Origin of the sequence: Candidatus Enterococcus testudinis, assembly GCF_002140915.1 — a bacterium.
GTDB classification, from domain to species: domain Bacteria; phylum Bacillota; class Bacilli; order Lactobacillales; family Enterococcaceae; genus Enterococcus_D; species Enterococcus_D testudinis.
In genome coordinates this window covers 2,928,353-2,946,322 of sequence record NZ_NGKU01000001.1, presented here as the reverse complement: position 1 = coordinate 2,946,322, position 17,970 = coordinate 2,928,353, and the positions used below count along the sequence as shown (strand labels likewise).

General features: G+C 41.0%; 17 protein-coding genes. 16 read left to right on the top strand and 1 reads right to left on the bottom strand.

From position 1 onward, the window contains the following. The 14 genes from A5886_RS14325 (at nucleotide 1) to A5886_RS14260 (ending at nucleotide 13,059) form a co-directional block, all read left to right on the top strand. Nucleotides 1–1,212 carry an ABC transporter permease gene (locus A5886_RS14325; RefSeq protein ID WP_086275757.1) on the top strand — a complete coding sequence of 404 codons (1,212 nt, stop codon included), beginning with the start codon at nucleotides 1–3 and terminating at the stop codon, nucleotides 1,210–1,212. Nucleotides 1,213–1,314: 102 nt separating this feature from the next. After that, nucleotides 1,315–2,094: a phosphotransferase family protein gene (locus A5886_RS14320; protein ID WP_086275756.1), complete on the top strand. Its 780-nt coding sequence runs from the start codon at nucleotides 1,315–1,317 to the stop codon at nucleotides 2,092–2,094. Nucleotides 2,095–2,152: 58 nt separating this feature from the next. Next, entirely contained in the window at nucleotides 2,153–2,803 is a 651-nt protein-coding gene (gene trmB, locus A5886_RS14315) for a tRNA (guanosine(46)-N7)-methyltransferase TrmB (RefSeq protein WP_086275755.1), read from the top strand. An 83-nt stretch (nucleotides 2,804–2,886) separates the two neighbouring features. Continuing rightward, the gene (comGA, locus tag A5886_RS14310) at nucleotides 2,887–3,852 is read left to right on the top strand and encodes a competence type IV pilus ATPase ComGA (RefSeq protein ID WP_086275754.1); all 966 of its coding nucleotides are present in this window, start codon (nucleotides 2,887–2,889) and stop codon (nucleotides 3,850–3,852) included. Then, nucleotides 3,803–4,834 carry a competence type IV pilus assembly protein ComGB gene (comGB, locus tag A5886_RS14305; RefSeq protein ID WP_086275753.1) on the top strand — a complete coding sequence of 344 codons (1,032 nt, stop codon included), beginning with the start codon at nucleotides 3,803–3,805 and terminating at the stop codon, nucleotides 4,832–4,834. Before comGA ends, comGB begins: the two co-directional genes overlap by 50 nt. Beyond that, nucleotides 4,831–5,154 (top strand): competence type IV pilus major pilin ComGC, encoded by a 324-nt coding sequence (comGC, locus tag A5886_RS14300; protein ID WP_086275752.1) that lies wholly within the window; start codon nucleotides 4,831–4,833, stop codon nucleotides 5,152–5,154. Before comGB ends, comGC begins: the two co-directional genes overlap by 4 nt. Before the next feature lie 9 nt (nucleotides 5,155–5,163). Then, nucleotides 5,164–5,607: a competence type IV pilus minor pilin ComGD gene (gene comGD / locus A5886_RS14295; RefSeq protein ID WP_086275751.1), complete on the top strand. Its 444-nt coding sequence runs from the start codon at nucleotides 5,164–5,166 to the stop codon at nucleotides 5,605–5,607. Further along, a complete protein-coding gene (comGE, locus tag A5886_RS14290; RefSeq protein WP_086275750.1) occupies nucleotides 5,588–5,905 on the top strand; it encodes a competence type IV pilus minor pilin ComGE in 318 nt (105 codons plus the stop codon). The genes comGD and comGE overlap by 20 nt, the downstream gene beginning before the upstream one ends. After that, nucleotides 5,895–6,311, top strand: a complete 417-nt coding sequence (comGF, locus tag A5886_RS14285) for a competence type IV pilus minor pilin ComGF (RefSeq protein ID WP_086275749.1) — start codon at nucleotides 5,895–5,897, stop codon at nucleotides 6,309–6,311. Before comGE ends, comGF begins: the two co-directional genes overlap by 11 nt. Then, entirely contained in the window at nucleotides 6,283–6,645 is a 363-nt protein-coding gene (comGG, locus tag A5886_RS14280) for a competence type IV pilus minor pilin ComGG (protein WP_256926233.1), read from the top strand. Before comGF ends, comGG begins: the two co-directional genes overlap by 29 nt. 168 nt (nucleotides 6,646–6,813) lie before the next feature. Continuing rightward, on the top strand, nucleotides 6,814–7,818 hold the full coding sequence (locus A5886_RS14275; RefSeq protein WP_086275747.1) for a class I SAM-dependent methyltransferase: 1,005 nt from the start codon (nucleotides 6,814–6,816) through the stop codon (nucleotides 7,816–7,818). A gap of 24 nt (nucleotides 7,819–7,842) precedes the next feature. Next, nucleotides 7,843–9,027 (top strand): acetate/propionate family kinase, encoded by a 1,185-nt coding sequence (locus A5886_RS14270; RefSeq protein WP_086275746.1) that lies wholly within the window; start codon nucleotides 7,843–7,845, stop codon nucleotides 9,025–9,027. A 338-nt stretch (nucleotides 9,028–9,365) separates the two neighbouring features. Then, a complete protein-coding gene (locus tag A5886_RS14265) occupies nucleotides 9,366–11,195 on the top strand; it encodes a hypothetical protein (RefSeq protein WP_086275745.1) in 1,830 nt (609 codons plus the stop codon). A 403-nt stretch (nucleotides 11,196–11,598) separates the two neighbouring features. Beyond that, the gene (locus A5886_RS14260) at nucleotides 11,599–13,059 is read left to right on the top strand and encodes a peptide MFS transporter (RefSeq protein WP_086275744.1); all 1,461 of its coding nucleotides are present in this window, start codon (nucleotides 11,599–11,601) and stop codon (nucleotides 13,057–13,059) included. Nucleotides 13,060–13,244: 185 nt separating this feature from the next. Here A5886_RS14260 and A5886_RS14255 read toward each other — a convergent pair whose 3' ends face one another. Continuing rightward, nucleotides 13,245–15,248, bottom strand: coding sequence for a KUP/HAK/KT family potassium transporter (locus A5886_RS14255; protein ID WP_086275743.1), 2,004 nt, complete (start codon nucleotides 15,246–15,248; stop codon nucleotides 13,245–13,247). 270 nt (nucleotides 15,249–15,518) lie between these two features. On the opposite strand from A5886_RS14255, the gene A5886_RS14250 reads away from it, so the two are divergent. Both A5886_RS14250 and A5886_RS14245 read left to right on the top strand, forming a co-directional pair. Beyond that, on the top strand, nucleotides 15,519–16,277 hold the full coding sequence (locus A5886_RS14250) for an ABC transporter ATP-binding protein (protein ID WP_086275742.1): 759 nt from the start codon (nucleotides 15,519–15,521) through the stop codon (nucleotides 16,275–16,277). Continuing rightward, complete coding sequence (locus tag A5886_RS14245; RefSeq protein ID WP_086275741.1) at nucleotides 16,274–17,854, top strand: ABC transporter; 1,581 nt, start codon at nucleotides 16,274–16,276, stop codon at nucleotides 17,852–17,854. The genes A5886_RS14250 and A5886_RS14245 overlap by 4 nt, the downstream gene beginning before the upstream one ends. Nucleotides 17,855–17,970 lie beyond the last annotated feature (116 nt).

The following is a 17,970-nucleotide window of genomic DNA, read 5'->3' as shown; positions in this document are numbered from 1 at the left end:
ATGACTGAATTCTTTTCTCAACGTTTGCAGCAGCATCAAAAACATATGATGCGGTATTTACGGTACGTGTTCAATGACCACTTTGCCTTGATTTGTACATTTTTAGTTGGCGGATTGGGGTTATACTACTCTGAACTGCTGAAAACATTGCCCCAGCCTTTTACACTTGGCGGCTGGATCATTCTGCTTTTGTGGGTAAGTGCCTTGTCACTTGGACGCCTAGCCACGTTGATGAAACCAGCAGATTTGATTTTTTTATTGGCGAAAGAAAGTCAAATGGCGGATTACTTGAAACGTGCTTTGCGTTATTCTATGTGGCTGCCTCTTGCGGTGCTTTTTCTGATCGTTGGCGCTTCGATGCCTCTTATTGTGGTTTCTGTTGCGGTCCCATTTGCTTATTTTCCTGTGTACGTCCTGATGATGTGGCTGCTGAAAATCAGTGAACTAACGACCCAACGCCTGCGGTTGTATCAAGGGACATCAGAACAGGTCAAACGACAGCGGATCATTTGGTTTTTGGCGGTGCTTGCATCAATCAGTTGCAGCCTATGGCTGTCTCCTTGGATCGGGTTATTACTGGCAGCGGCACAGTTTATAGGGTTCGTTTTCTTGTTGAAAACACCTCAGCAGTTGTTGGCTTGGGATGAGATGATCCAACAAGAACAAACAAGACTGCATCGCATCTATCGATTTATCAATCTATTTACCGATGTACCCCAAATAACGGCGCAAGCCCAACGCAGGAAATACTTGGACTGGACATTGAACTGGGTGCCAAAGGTGCACAAAAACACCTATCTCTATCTGTACTTGCGACGCTTGGTTCGAGGGGGGCAATATGGTGGGTTATACCTCCGTCTCACTGTGATAGCGAGTTTGATTCTTAGTTTTGTACAAGAATCGTGGATTAGTTTGATCATAGGCTGCTTGTTTATTTATTTGATTGGCTTTCAACTCATTCCATTGACCAATGCATTTCAATATATGGTCTTGACCCACTTGTATCCGGTACAAGCAAAACAAAGCGTTGATGCCATGAAAAAAGTCTTGGCGTTACTGTTATTTTTGACAGCACTGATTTTTGCGGTGATAGGCTGCTTCACCTTGGCGACGATTGCGCAATGGGGCCTGAATGCCTTTGGCTACTTCGTTTTTACCGGAGGATTTTTGAAACTTTACTTACCAGTTAGGCTCAAAAAAATGAATCCATGATTTTATCTGTTTTTCTCAAAAAAAGCGAACGCATATGCGCTTGACGGCAACACTTTAGGAAGCTAGAATAAGAGTTACTGTGAAATAAGGAGAGAAGTTAGGATGGATATTCGTTTGGATCAAGATTGGCGTATGCGGCCAATCAAAGGCGACACCGGAAAAGCCTATATTGGGCTTAAAGACAACGACAAAGTCTTTATCAAACGGAATACGACTCCTATGCTGGCTGCACTCTCCAAAGAGGGCATTACGCCGAAGCTCGTTTGGACCAAGCGGACGGGAAACGGGGACACGTTATCCGCGCAAGAATGGCTTGAGGGAAGGGTCTTAGATCCTGAAGAAATCGGTCAGCGCAATGATGTGATCGATGTGTTGTATCATTTGCATCACTCCAAAACATTGGCACAAATGCTTAGTAAAATTGGTGGACAAGTGATGACTCCAGAAAAGATGGTCAAGGAGTTTACGGAAGATTTGCCCAAATCAGTGGCGCAAAATCAATTCATTCATTTGGTGACCACCTATCTGAAAAAAAATATTCCAGATTTTCAAGCCCAAAAGGCTACAGTCGTGCATGGTGATGTCAACTATCGAAACTGGTTGGTTTGTCAAAACTATCTATATCTTGTGGATTGGGACTCGATTATGTTTGCTGACCCAGCAATGGATATCGGTACGATTCTAGGACATTACGTTCCTTTATCAAGTTGGCCTCATTGGTTGATGCGTTATGGCATCCACGGCAGTAGTGAAGTGATTGAGAAAATTTACTGGTATGCATTACTGAGTATGTTGCAAGAAGTGAAAAAATATTATCTGCGGGGCGATTTAAAAGCGATGAACGCAGAGATTTTACAATTAAAAAGAATTTATAGTGAATAAAGCCAAGATGGAGCGCGATCAACTGGTTCCATCTTGTTTTTTTCGGAGAGGAAAGAATATGAGAGTAAGAAAACGTGCGGGGGCGCCAGAACTTGTCGCAGCCCATCCAGAATTTGTGGTGGCAGAGCCAACAGAATGGAAAGGGCGTTGGCATGAACGCTTTGGCAATGATCATCCAATCCATATCGAAATTGGTATGGGCAAAGGTCAATTTATTACAGGGATGGCGAAAACCAATCCAGATATCAATTATATTGGCATCGAGATGCAGATCAGTGTCGTGTCGATCGCCTTGGATAAGCTGATTGCCGAAGAAATCCCCAATGTTCAATTATTGCATGTGGACGGCTCGGCGTTGACCAATTATTTTGCTGACCATGAAGTAGATCAAATCTACTTGAACTTTAGTGATCCTTGGCCAAAAACCAAACATGAAAAAAGACGTTTGACCTCAAAAGCGTTTCTCGCAGTAGATGAGCAAATCATTCGACCAAACGGCGAAATCCATTTTAAAACCGACAATCAAGGATTGTTTGAATATTCCTTAGCTAGTTTTTCTCAATATGGCATGCGATTGAAGCAAGTATGGTTAGACTTGCATACGAGCACATATGAAGGCAATATTATGACTGAATATGAGGAGAAATTCTCTAACCGTGGCCAACGGATCTATCGGGTCGAAGCACAATTTGTATCAGAAGAAAAATAAACAATAGCAGTGCCATGCAAGACGAAGCTTAAAAAGTGCTTCGTCTTTTTTTGCGTACTTCTTTTTAGGAGGGGATCATTACTATGGATATTGAAACATTTTCAGATGCATTAGTGGCCCATGCAAGAAGCGCTTGTATCCAAGATGTATCTGTGTTGCCACAAACCGATAAAATGGTCGTGATTTGCAGCAAGAGTTATCAACGACAGCTGTATGCGCATTTATCAGAGGAAGAAGCCCAGAAATTGATCACACGCTTCAAATTTCTAGGCGGCATGGATGTTGGGGAACGCCGCAAAGCGCAATTAGGGGCGGTCAGTTACCCGATGCCAAAAGGCTATCAACGGATTCGTGTGTCCACAGTCGGAGATTACCAAGGCAGAGAAAGCTTGGTGCTGCGTTTCTTGTATAGGATCGATCAGCAGCATATCAACTATTTTTTTGCAGAAGATGTTCAACTAATCCTATCAGCGACGCGCTATCGCGGTCTTTATTTGTTTGCAGGACCCACGGGATCGGGGAAATCTACCTTGATGTATCGAATCGCCAACCAAGCCCAAGGACAGGTGATCACCATCGAAGACCCGGTTGAGATCGAAGCACCCCAGTTTCTACAATTGCAGACGAACCTTAAGATCAATCAAGACTATGATGAATTGATCCGTCTATCATTGCGTCACCATCCAGAGCTGCTGATCATTGGTGAAATCCGCAATCGTGAAACCGCTCAAGCCGCTGTTCGGGCTGCTTTGACTGGTCACCGAGTATTCGCAACGATCCACGCAAGAGGTGTAGAGGAGACAAGTGCGCGCCTGTCAGAGTTGCTCGGCGAAACCACAAGTCTTCACCATGCGTTACAAGGAGTGGTTTATCAGCGGCTCTTGCCTGATGCAAAAGGAGAAGTCCGTGGGGCTATGGCCTATTCCTTTGTGGATGCACAGTGCACCAGTACGTGGCAGCAGACCTTAACCCAGATTTATGAGAAAGGATGGATCACAGATGACATTTTTCAAAAAGAAGGCGGGCAAATTGTCGCGGCAGACAGCTGAATCATTTCTAGCCACCTTTACGATCCTATTAGAAAGCGGCTTTTCATTGCAAGAAAGTTTGCACGTCATGTTGCGCAGCGGACAATATGATTCTTCGGTGATCCAGTCACAGATCTCAGAGCTCTCTCAAGGACAGCGCTTGGCACAGGCTATGAAAAATGTACATCTGACACCTTCTGAAATCAATCAACTTTATTTGGCAGAGACCCATGGAAATTTGGTTGACACATTGCGTCGGATGGTTGACTACCAATCATTATTCAATAAGCAGAAGCAACTATTGTACAAGACGATCCTCTACCCTGCGCTATTGCTGCTTTTTGTCTTCAGTGCATTGTTTGGTATGCGCAGTTTTTTACTGCCTCAGCTTTTGGCTTCGGGCATGATCGATGGGCACCACTGGGGCATTCAGTTGGTAGAACAGGCGCCAATCATTTTGCTGATTGGTATTCTGATCAGTGTGGTTCTCCTGTTGCTGACACAATCTGTGTTCTCTCGAAAAACAGCCATTGCAAAAGCTGAGTTTCTTAGTCGCATTCCCTTGTTTGGATCAGTGTATCGTTGTTGGCAAACGAGCTTCTTCGCTTTGGAGTGGGGCAAGTTGTTTCGACAAGGTTTAGAAACCAATCAAATCATTCTCTGTATGAAAGAAACCAATAAGGCCACATTGATCCAAGAACTTGCCAGCGTACTGGAGCAGACGCTGGTACAAGGTGGGAAACTAACAGAGCAACTGGAACAGTATCATTTTTTGACGCCTGAATTTGCACTGATCGTCTTTCAAGGAGAGGTCAAGGGGCGTTTAGGGGACGAGTTGTTTGTCTACAGTCAGCTATTGTCTGAACGCGTGTTCCAACGGGTAGAAAAGGCGATTCAATGGATCCAACCGGTGATTTTTTTGTTTGTCGCATTGTTGATCGTAGGGATATATGCGGCGATGTTTTTACCAATCTATGGAAATATACAAGGAGTGATTGAATGACGACAGGAGTAAAAGGCAACACACGAGCGATAAGAAAAACAACAACCATCCTAAAAAAGAAATACACACAAAAGGGCTTCACATTAGTGGAAATGCTGATTGTCTTGCTGGTGATCAGCGTTCTGATCCTGCTCTTTGTGCCGAACTTGTCTCAGCATCGTGACACAGTTGATCAGAAGGGAAATGAGGCAGTCATCAAAGTTGTTGAAACACAAATAGAGTTGTTCAGACTTGAGAATAATCGCGCACCTGTCGGCAATGAATTGGTTGATAGAAATTATGTTTCAAATGAACAGTATCAAATCTATCAAAATAGGTAGGGTGAATGAATGGTTCTTTACAAAGGATTTACACTGATAGAAAGTCTGCTGGCACTATCTGTGGTGAGTGTATTTATTTTATTGCCGGTATTGGCAATCGATAATTATCAAAAGCAAATCGAAGTCGTCGGTTTTTGCGGAAGATTAGAAAAAGGGCTATACACTGCCCAACAGACAGCAATCATCGATCAACGGCAGACCCGGGTTGCTTATACGAGTGGAACGGATGCCGCCGTACATTTCCAGTCAACGATTACAGGAGAGTTGCGATTAAGTAGTATCGAGGTACCTGAACCATTAGAGGTGCGCAGTTTTCCTACGATTTTATTTAATAGCAGTTCTGGCAATAACAGCAGTTTTCCACGGATAATTTTGTATTGGCCAGAAAAGGACCAAACGATCACCTATAAATTTCTTTTTGGGAGTGGACGCTATGAGAAAGTCATTGAATAAAGGCTTTATTTTAATGGAAAGTTTGCTGGCTTTCGGTGTGTTGACAACCTGTATCTTTCTTTTTTTAAGTGTGCAATCTGTTTCGCTGCAACAAAGTGCCCAACTACAAGAACAAGCTGAAATTTTACGGGTCTTGTATGAAGAAGTGCAGAATCAGCAGCCATCGCTTCCGGCGGATCTTTCCTATACAACGGATCGAAACAATACCTACCAGCTGAAATTTTGGCAAAAAGATCAGCTTCAGCAAGTCCAAATCAAGAAAGGGGACATTCAGGTGGTGATCAAAAGTGAGGACTAAAGGATTTACATTGCTCGAGTGTGTGCTTGCATTAGTTATTTTGTCTGTCAGTTTGTTGATGATTGATGGGATCATCAAACAGATTCCCAAAGTCAACCAACAAATAACTGCCCGTAAAGATCAAGAATGGCATATTTTTTTATTGCAACTTGAAAGAGAATTGGCCACTTGTACCTATATTTCCGTTACAGATTATACGTTGTTTTTGCAAAGTGCGGAGAATAATACTGTCACCATCGACCGCATCAATGGCGTAATCCGTAAGCGAGACAATAACGGCTATCAACCGTTGCTGACCGAGGTCAGTGGTCTCAGGTACCAAAAAATCAATGAAAGTATTCGGTTTACGGTTACTTTTGAGAATGGAGAACAAAAAGTTGGGCAATGGAAGATCCATACAGTATAAAGGTGGGGTTTTGCTGACTGCATTGCTATTGATACAATTGTTAAGCTTGATGCTGATCACTGTGTTAGAAAGCAGCCGTGCAACAACCGATTTTTATCATAAAACGATTCAACGGTATGAAGCTGCAATCATGAGTGAATTGTTTTGGTCTGGGTATGAAGCAGACCGCGATCCTGAGCAAGGCAGCAGGCAATTTAATACCGGAAGATTAACGTATGAGAAGAAGGGGGAGCAAGTGGTGATTCATTGTCAGATAGGCGCAAGATCATTTACATTCTATTACACATTGCCGCTTGAAATCCACAAAATAGACACAGATTCTGAAACAGAATAGTACAGAAAGAAGATGTCCGCTTTGGGCATCTTTATTCGTATAGGCAAACGGAAAAGAATGTTTACAGCTTCACAAATTATTCTGGGCGAAAGCGATTGATTATTTTGCACGAATCAGCTAAAATTAAACAGGTATACAAGTTGTTATAGTTTTGAGAAGAGGTGCGAGATGTCCGCAGAAAAAATGGAAACATCCTTTCATTTGACTGTTGAAGCAATTCAGTTGTTACAAAACGCGTTAGAATCATCTTTTTTTGATTCTTATGTCGAAACCATCGAAAATTTTATTGATCACTATCAAGTGCGTGTGATTGATGGGGTACCCGATGAGGCAACAGTTGCTCGACTACAAACCATTTATGAAGAGCTGAAAGCAGTATCGTTGACTGCTGAAGAAAAGCGCAAACTTGCGCAATTGCTTCTTTTAAAAGGAGGTCAAACTGAACGGCTGCAAGCCAATCATCAACTCACACCAGATAGTTTAGGCTTTTTATTCGTCTACCTGATTGAACAGTTGACCAATACCAATGATACAACGCGGATTTTAGACTTGTCTGTTGGAATGGGCAATTTACTGCTTACAGTTTTGTTGAATCTCCAATTGGCCAAAAGACAAGTAGAAGGTATCGGCGTGGATATCGATGAAACGCTGTTGGCCATTGCTGCGGCTACCGGCGAATGGACACAAGCGCCAATGCATTTGTTCCATCAAGACGGCTTGCAAGACTTGTTGATTGAACCAATGGATATTGCAATCAGCGACTTGCCTGTCGGTTACTATCCGCAAGACGAAAAAGCCGGACAATTTGTGTCTGCTGCGCCAGAAGGCCATAGTTATGCCCATCATTTACTGATGGAACAAGCGATGAACTATGTGAAACCTGACGGATTTGGGCTATTCTTGATTCCAAGTAATTTCTTGGAGTCAGATCAAAGCGACTATCTAAAAAACTGGTTGAAAGAGAAAGTCTATCTGCAAGGAATGATTCAATTGCCGGATGAACTTTTTAAGAATACGCATTCACGCAAAAGCATCTTGCTTTTACAAAATAAAGGAGAAACGAGCCAACAAGCACCAGAAGTCTTGCTTGTGAAACTAGCGTCCCTAAAAGAACCGAAGAACATCACCAAACTATTTGAACAATTTGCTGCTTGGAAAGCGGCAAATCTGTAATATAAACCGGATAAGGAGATCAACATGTCAAAAACAATCGCTATCAATGCTGGAAGTTCAAGTCTAAAATGGCAATTATATGAAATGCCAGAGGAAACAGTTGTTGCCAAAGGAATCGTCGAAAGAATCGGTTTGAAAGATTCAATCTTTACGATCAAATATGGTGACGATCAAAAATTCGAACGAATCATCGATATCAATGATCATGAAGTAGCTGTAAAAATGCTTTTAGATCAATTGATCGAATTAAATATTTTGGGATCTTATGATGAAATCACAGGTGTTGGACACCGTGTCGTTCATGGTGGAGAAGACTTCCCAGAATCAGTGATTATTACGGATGAAGTGATGGCACGAATCCAAGATTTAGCTGAGTTTGCACCCTTGCATAACCCAGCAAACTTGATGGGGATCACAGCATTCAAAAAAATCTTGCCAGACATCATTAGTGTAGCGGTGTTTGATACATCCTTCCACGCAACAATGCCTAAACATAACTACCTATATAGCTTGCCAATTGAATTCTATAACGACTATAAAGTACGTAAATATGGATTCCATGGAACAAGCCATCGTTATGTATCTGAGCGTGCAGCGGCTATGTTAGGAAAACCGGTTGAAGAGTTGAAAATCATTACATGTCATTTAGGAAATGGCGCATCGATCACTGCAGTGGATGGTGGCAAATCAGTCGATACATCAATGGGCTTTACACCTTTAGCAGGTGTGACGATGGGTACGCGTTCTGGCGATATTGATCCAGCCGTTTTACCTTACTTGATGGATAAACTTGATTTGAATATTGATCAAATGGTCGATGTGTTGAATAAAAAATCTGGCTTACTAGGTTTGACTGGTATCTCAAGTGATATGCGCGATCTAGAAGCAAATTATGACAAAGATGAAGTCAAAGTAGCTTACGACGTATTCACGGATCGCATCCGTAAGTATATCGGTGGCTATGTCACAACGATGAATGGTGTCGATGCGATTGTCTTTACAGCAGGAATCGGTGAGAATGATGCCCACGTCCGCAGTGAAGTAATCAAAGGCATGACTTGGTTTGGTTGTGCGTTAGACGAAGCGCAAAATGCCAAACGTGGTGAAGAGTTAGTTATCTCGACGGAGGATTCAGCAGTCAAAGTTCTATTGATCCCAACGGATGAAGAATTAATGATCGCCCGTGATGTTGAAAGTTTACGTGGGTAAAGTCCACGTCGGACAAACAATTCATGCTATAGTCGATATGGGGATATAGATTTAATATAAAAGCATGAGCAGAAAACTCTTCGGTTTTTTGCTCATGCTTTTTTTTCATGTATTCATTCAAACCAATCATTGAAAAGAGCAAAAAAGAGACCGCAAATGTTTGCCCTCTCTTTTTATTGAAAAGAACACTCAGATTCAAAAGGGTTTTTACACGCATCAATTGAAAAAAGTGTTCTTAATAAACTATACAGTTTTATATCTTTATCATATACTAGATACAAATAAACTGCAAGAGATACAAGGAAACTTAATATTATATTCGAAAGGCAGGTGATTTTATGGTTCTAAAAGACTATAAAAATAGTAAGTTAAAGAAATTTAAAATCAGTACTGATGGAGAAATAATATTTGTGCAAAAATTCACAGAAGTGCTGTATCATGATTCTTTTCACTCCTATAAGTATATGCTACATAATTCATACACATTGATTGAAGAGATTTTGCACACTTTAGAGGATGTATATGCCCATATTATAAGTGTCAATCATTTAAGAAAGCTTATTGAAGAACTGAAGTACTTTTCTGATAAGGATATTATTTTAAATCAGGAATTTCCGCAAGTGGGGTATATCATTCGGTCGTTGAAAGAAAAAACACTTAAAGAAGAGGAACCCTATTCTTTAAGGAATTTAGAGTTTAAATTAAAAGGGATCTTCGATGAACTACAACACTCGTACTTTAAAAAACTCATCACACAGCTCAAAAATGAAATTGACAAGCAATCAGTTGATGTTGACGCTATCAGTGATCTGACTCAATATCTAGTCTCTCATTGCATAACAAAATTTGGTATCCATTCACGGAGTCTCACTTATATCATGAAAACAATATTTGTTAGCACAAACCCGAGAGACAAGCAGCCTAGTTTTGATGATAAGTGGTTGATTTTCATCAGTTTCCTTGAATCAAAAAAATATGAAGAACAGATGGATGCATACGTATTGGTTCGTCCATTGACTGATAAGATTTCTGCGGACATTTTATCAGATATCGGTGTGAAATATATGTCACGAACTGATCTAGAACAAATCAATTTTGTGAATGAAAAAGAGGCTTTGAATAGATTAGGAGATGCAACCTATATATCTTATCGAGGGTTAGTCAAAAAAGAGAATCTATATGCCTCCATAAATGAAGTTATGGAAATTATCGAGCAAGAATTGTCGATTGCAGCTTTTAATAATGAACCTGTATATTTGGACAAGACGTCTGTTATCGTGTTGATCAAAACAACTGACGAAGCATACAAAATAATTGCAAAAGATAGATTATTTAATATATCGAGTAATCGAAAAAGGAACATCGTGTCGAATGGATTTTCACAAATAAAAATGAGTATTGATACGAAGTCTATTAAAGATAAGGAAAGAATCTATAGTTCGCTGAAAAACTACAGTATGGGACAAAGTTCATTTTCTACAGAAACTTCCTTTATTATGTATTGGAGTAGCTTGGAAAATTTATTGAAAGTGGGATCTTACAGAAGTGTGAATGATTATTTGGCCCATTCAGTGCCTACACTTATGACACTCAAATACAGCAGAGGTTTATTAGAAAACTTCTTCTTAGATCTGATAGGTATTGGCATAAAAGAAGTTGTTTTTTCTGAGGATGAATTCATCTTTCATTTGACTTATCCCATGAGTTCGTTAAAAATGACAACTTTTTTAAAATTAGTAAGAACCCGTAAACCGTCTAACTTAGATTTGCTTTTGGAAAATTATTCCTTGTTAGCCTATAGATGGGAAAAGGTAAAGAAACTCTTTTCTGACGATGATGAATTGGCTTTAACTTTGATGAATCATCAAAAGAAAATTGAATGGCATATTCTTCGCTTGTATCGAGTGAGAAATAAAATAGTTCATTCAGCATCTACGGATAATAATATTTTATCCCTCACGCAGCATTTAGATTTTTATACAAGAGAAATTATTTCGGAAATTTTGAATAGTATCGATTGTATCAAAGAGAAGCAGTTACCAGCGGCATTAATGGCATTGGACCTAAAAAGTGATTATTTGAAGTATGTACTATCTAATACGAAAAAAAATCTAAACTACGATGAATTAAATAAAATCTTGTTCCCTGAGAAGAATAATTATTTATAAGATAAATGATGGAAGGGTTATTGGTTCAAACGAATGACTTCATTCAGACATCTATGTGCTTCTTGTCTTGATAAGTCGGTTGTAATGATAGTGATTTTCTTTATGTGTTGCAAGAACCTCAAATGAAAAATTGATCATCCGATAAAAATTGGTTAAGACCATTTTAATGTTACGCGATGTTTTTTAATAATTATATAGGCGCCGCTATCAGATTGGAAGTGCTTATAACATGAATACTCTAATAAACGGTTCATTTTTGAATGATTGATTTATGAAAATGACCACTTTCTTCTCACCATTTTAACCTTGTAAAATAGTGGAATAGGGCATAAACTGGCTTGTATAAATTTTCAGAAAAATTCAGCTATTCAATATTCATTACTTTTTTAAGGAGCCAGGAATTATGGAGAAAGAAAAAACTTTTTTAGGTCAGCCGCGAGGGCTTTCGACACTGTTCTTCACTGAGATGTGGGAACGATTCAGCTACTACGGAATGCGTGCCATTCTGGTTTACTTTATGTACGATGCTGTGACCAATGGCGGATTGGGCTTGCCAAAAGGAACTGCTGTTGCAATCATGTCTATTTACGGTTCATTAGTGTATATGTCTAGTATCGTTGGTGGATGGGTCTCTGACCGTTTGCTTGGATCAAATAAATCAGTCTTTTATGGCGGGATATTGATCATGTTTGGTCATATCGTTTTGGCAACACCGTTAGGTATTCCAGCCTTATTTGTATCAATGATGTTGATTGTTATCGGAACAGGATTATTGAAATCAAATGTTTCTGGTATGGTCGGTCATTTATATAGCAAAGAAGATGTCCGACGTGATGCCGGCTTCTCAATCTTTTATATGGGGATCAACATTGGGGGCTTATTGGCACCGATCATTGTTGGTATCTTAGGGCAAAAAGTCAATTATCATTTAGGCTTTTCTATTGCAGCCATTGGGATGTTCATCGGTTTGGTTCAATACTATGTTCAAGGGAAAACAACCCTGAAAACAGTCGCAACAGAACCAACAAACCCTTTAACAGCAGCAGAAAAGAAAAGCTTCTTCCGCAATATCATTATCGTCTTAGTGGTTTTAGCAGTCATTTTTGGCGGGGCAGCAGCTGCTGGATATTTATCAGTTGATTTCTTTATTAACTGTATCAGTATTCTGGGTATCTTTTTACCTGTTTACTACTTCACCAAAATGTTGCGTTCAAAAGATGTGACAGCGGATGAAAAGAAAAAAGTCTTGGCTTATATCCCGTTGTTCTTGTCAGCGATTGTCTTTTGGTCATTAGAAGAACAAGGATCATCGATTTTGGCCTTGTTTGCTGCTGATCGTACCCAAGCTTCTTTATTTGGTATCTCGATCCCAGCTAGTTTGTATCAAACACTGAATCCATTATTTGTCGTTTTATTGACGCCTGTTTTTGTCTGGTTATGGACAAAATTAGGAGACCGTCAACCACGGACTGAAGTCAAGTTTGCGATTGGATTGATTTTGGCGGGTTTGTCATTTGTCTTATTGATGTTCCCAAGCGTGATGTTTGGTGTGGATCAACGGGTCAGCCCATTATGGTTAGTTTTTAGTTTCTTCATCATGATTGCTGGAGAAATGTGCTTGTCACCCGTTGGCTTGTCAGTCACCACAAAATTGGCACCGAAGGCTTTTGAAGCACAAACATTGGCTATTTGGTTATTGGCAGATGCGTCATCACAAGCGATCAATGCCCAAATTGCCCGCTTCTATACACCACAAACAGAAGGTGCCTACTATGGTATCGTTGGTGGGGTCGCAGTGGTTGTAGGGATTATATTGTTCATGGCAAGAAAACCAATCCGTAAATTGATTGGCAATATCCATTGATCAACCGCTATATACAACTCAAGCTATGCAAGCAACCGATTAGCGGTTGACGCATAGCTTGAGTTTTTTTGTTAATTGTTCAGTGTCAGCCAGTAAAATCGGCAGTTCGATGAATGTGCTGCTGGAACAAAATGCAGGACCTAAGGAGGATAGGAGTCATTGACAAGTCCTGCAATGTAAATGAATCATTCATTGCCTTTAAATTTTTCAGACAAATGGCTTTCTTTCGGTTGACCAATCACCAATGGGACTGTCTCGTGAACGACATCGCTGTATTCCAAACCAAACCAGCGCTCTGGTGAGATGGTGTGACGTTTGATAAAGAGTTTCATCTGCATGATTTGTTTTTTCCACTTGGACAGCGCCGTAGCGTTGGACAATTCTTCTTCGATCAAGATGAATTGGAAGTCCCCGACATTGCGTCCCGGTGTCAACGAATACCGTTGCGGCTGTTCAGGCAATCGGCCATCTTTCATCAGCTCTTGAATGATCTGACGAATATAAACATTGACTTCTTGTGGTACGCGGAAACCTAGGTAAAGTTTCAATTTGACGATAAAGTCGGTATCAGCCATAGATACTTCATAAGATTTTGTATAAGGCTCATCCGTCACTTCAACATTGACGAACCAATAGACTTTTGCTCGTTTGGGTCGTTTGTCCAGAATCGAATAGATAAATTGCTGCCCAATGCGATCGTCGCTCAAACTTGGAACCATAAAGACTACATTGGTTTGGGACAACGGCAACGTATCATCCTCCTTCAGCTCTTTCAACTGTGGAATATACGCAGACAACGCTACTTCTTCTGCGGCATGTTCTTGAATGTGATTGCCCCATTCCCAAATCAGCATAATGGCGATGATCACACTAGCCATAATGACCGCCACGTACCCACCATGTAAAAACTTGGTGGCGCTTGAGACAAAGAAAATACTTTCGATCGCTGCAAAGAACAGTGTGATGAAAGGAGCCAAGAAGCGTGTTTTTTTGTTTTGATGCAAATAAAAATAAAGTAAGATCGTGGTCATCAGCATGGTGACTGTGATGGACAACCCGTAGGCAGCTTCCATTTTGGTCGAGGTTTGAAAAAGTAGGACCACACCTGAGCATGCAATCCACAACAAGGTGTTGAGTGCTGGGATATACATCTGACCGATTGAAGCACCAGGATAAATGATTTGCATTCTTGGCAATAGTTTTAATTTGATGGCTTCAGAAACCAAAGTGAATGAACCAGACAACAGTGCTTGAGAAGCAATGATTGCCGCAATGGTTGCAAATCCGACACCGAAGATTGTCCATCCTGCCGGTAAAGCTTCGAAAAATGGATTTAGATTTTCAATCGATTGATAGTTTGGGTTTTGATAAACTTGCAAGAGCCATGCGGCTTGACCAAAATAGTTCAGCATCAAGCAAATTTTGATATAGGGCCAACTGGCATAAATATTTTTCTTGCCCACGTGGCCTAAATCAGAATATAGCGCTTCAGCACCTGTGGTTGCCAAAAAGATATTGCCTAAGATGAATAGGCCTGAAGCATTATCTGGACTAAACAGCAAGTTAAGCGCATATCGTGGATCCAACGCACGGATTACTGAAAGATCGCCAGCAAAGTTGAAGACACCGACTACACCTAAAAAGGTGAACCACCCCAACATGATAGGACCAAAAGCCTTCCCTACAAATTCAGTACCGAATCGCTGCAAGGCAAACAATACCAATAGAATTGCTAAGGTGATACCGACAATGATCGACTGATCGTTGCCAAAGCGGCCGTAGAAGGCAGGGATACCCCGCAGACCTTCAATGGCTGTGGTAACAGTCACAGCAGGTGTCAGCACGCCGTCAGCCAATAACGCTGCTCCGCCAATGATTGCTGGAATGATTAGGTATCGACTATGTTTACGCACCAATGTAAAAAGTGAAAAAATACCGCCTTCGCCGTGATTATCGGCGTTTAATGCAATTAAGACGTATTTGATCGTTGTCAGTAAGGTCAGTGTCCAAAAGACTAAGGAGACACTCCCTAAGATGAAATCAGGTGTCAGAGAAGATAACCCCCCGTTATCTTCCACAAGAGCTTTCATTACGTAAAGCGGACTAGTGCCAATGTCTCCGTAAACGACCCCCATTGCTACCAGCAAGCCACCCGCGGTTATTTTTTTCATTTGATTTGTTGCACGCATCGTTTTATTCCCTCCAATTTTTTCATGCAAAAAGACCTAAGCGGCCCTTTGCCACTTAGGTCTTGCAAGAAACACCTTAAACCAGCGGATACCCGCTTGCTGTTGATCTAAGATCATGGAAATATCCATGTGCTACTCCCCTAAAGTTCTCTCATTATCAATGTTTTTTTATTTCTTGTCAACTAAAAGAATGAAAAATCGCAAAAAACATTTTTCATTCCTTTGGCTATAACGTAAAATAACGCTAACAGCATAAAGGGAGGGTAAATGATGATTGAAATCAAACATCTTGCAAAAAAGTACGGCACCAAAGTGGCGCTGAATGATCTGTCATTAACGATTCGCCAAGGGGAAATATTTGGCTTTCTAGGACACAATGGCGCAGGGAAATCGACGACGATCAAAAGTATGGTCAGTATTTTACAACCAACCAGCGGGGAAATTTTTGTTGATGGTCAAGCATTGTCTAGTCATCGGGAAGCGATCAAAAAACAAATTGCCTATGTCCCTGATTCCCCAGATATCTTTTTGCAGCTCACTGCCGCAGAGTATTGGGATTTGATTGCCGCAGCCTATGAAGTGCCGCAAGAAATGAAAGCGCGTCGTCTCCAAGAGTTGGGTCAAATGTTTGATATGTTGACCCACGCAGAAGAAACGATTGCCGGTTTTTCTCATGGGATGCGCCAAAAAACCTTATTGATTGGTGCACTTATTCCAGATCCTGATATTTGGATTTTAGATGAGCCGTTGCAAGGGCTTGATCCGCAAGCTGCCTATGACTTGAAAGAGATGATGAAACAACACGCTGCAAAAGGAAAAACCGTTATTTTCTCGACCCATGTCCTAGATACAGCGCAACAGCTGTGCGATCAATTGGCCATTTTAAAAAAAGGAGAATTGCTCTATAACGGATCGGTGCAAGCGTTGCTGGCAGCCAATCCTGACACGTCGTTAGAAACAATCTATCTGCAAATGACTGGCCGCAGTCCGGAAAGTCAAACCGAGGGAAGGGGCGACGCTGTCCTATGAGAAAACAGCAACTCTTGATGTTGACCAGAATCAATTTGCTCTATGCCAGCCCGCAAACAACAGACAAAGCGCGCAAAAAAGGCAAATCTGGCAAGAAATTGACCCGTTATCTGCTTTGGCAGTATGGATTATCGGGCTTGACGTTTATTTTGATTTATGGCGTGACCATGATGAGTATGGACTTTAGCCAAATGCCTGGTTTTTTCACCTATTACGTAGCTTTGTTCGGCATTTTAGGGTTTTCTCAAGGAATAACGACCATTTACAATGTGTTTTTTGAAAGTCAAGATCTCCCTGCATATTTGCCATTGCCGTTTCGGCAAATAGAGATTTTTGCTGCGAAAATCACTGTGGTCTTTCTGACGGTAGCACCGTTTGTCTTTCCGATGATGGTCTTATTCTTATTGACCGGTTTTCGGGCCCAGTTGTTTTTTGTGGCGACGATTTTATTGTCGATCGTGTTGTTTCTTTTGGCTGTAGTGATTATTTTCAGCATATGCAGCTTGATCGTATTCGGGCTGACACGTACCAAGTTTTTTCTGAAACACAAGAAACTGGTCACGACTTTATTATTGGTTGTGACGATGGTCGTTGTTATGGCTGGTGTCTTGATGTTGAATCAGGTTAATACGTATGATACAGAGATAATAGACAGGAGCGGAATTGCCTTTTTACGGCCATTCTTTTATGTGATGACGACGCCTTTTCAGTTGAACGGGCTGTTGAGTTTGGTGGGCGTATTGGCGATATCCGTCTTCTTGATTGCGGCACTCTACTGGTTGATCCTACCTAAATTCTTTGACCAAGTGGCAGCCGCAGCACCCAATCAAGGGAATGTGACCCGTAAACACAAGACCGGGCGCAATCTAAATCAGTTGCTTTTCAATTACAATTCGCAATTGATTCGCGATCCCAATTTGATTATGCAGGTATTCTCCTCTTCTTTAATGATGCCCATCATTTTTCTTTTGTCTTTTGTGTTTACAGGTATCTTTCGGTTGGATCAATTGGATGAGCGTTTCTTGGGCGTGCTATTTGTGGCCGGTGGTGCTTTGGCCGCTTTGATGGTCAATCCGACATCCTTTGTCAGCAATTTGATTTCATTAGACCAGGAAAATTTTTTGTTTGTTCGTTCGTTGCCGCTATCCATGAAGACCTATCTAAAAGCCAAGTTTCAGTTTGGTCTGTTTGTACAGATTGTTTTAGCAGTATTGGTGTCCTTAGCCGCAATGCGCTTACTGCAAGCACCTCTTTTGTTAGGGATTGCCTTTGTGTTAGGGGCGGTCTGGAGTACGTTGTTGATGAGCAGTCACTACTTTGCCCGTGACTATCGCTTACTTTTGTTGCAATGGACCAATATCAGTCAATTATTTACAAGAGGTGCTGGCAGCCTCGGCTTGGCGCTGGTGACTATAGGCACGATGGTTCTTGCTGCGATTTTGATTGCAGCATATGCCTTTGCTGCGACGATGTTCGACTTTTGGCTATTGAATCTACCAGTCTTTGCCCTGCTATTGGCAATTACTGGGGCAGTACTATTGCATATCCACCATAAATTTTGGCGTCGATTTTCTTGAAAATCGGCGTTTCTTTTGTTTACAAAGACATGTGACTTTGAAAGAAATGTATATCTATTCAGAAAATTCAGAATAAACTATTTACATTCATCCCAAAACATGGTTAGATAGAGGTA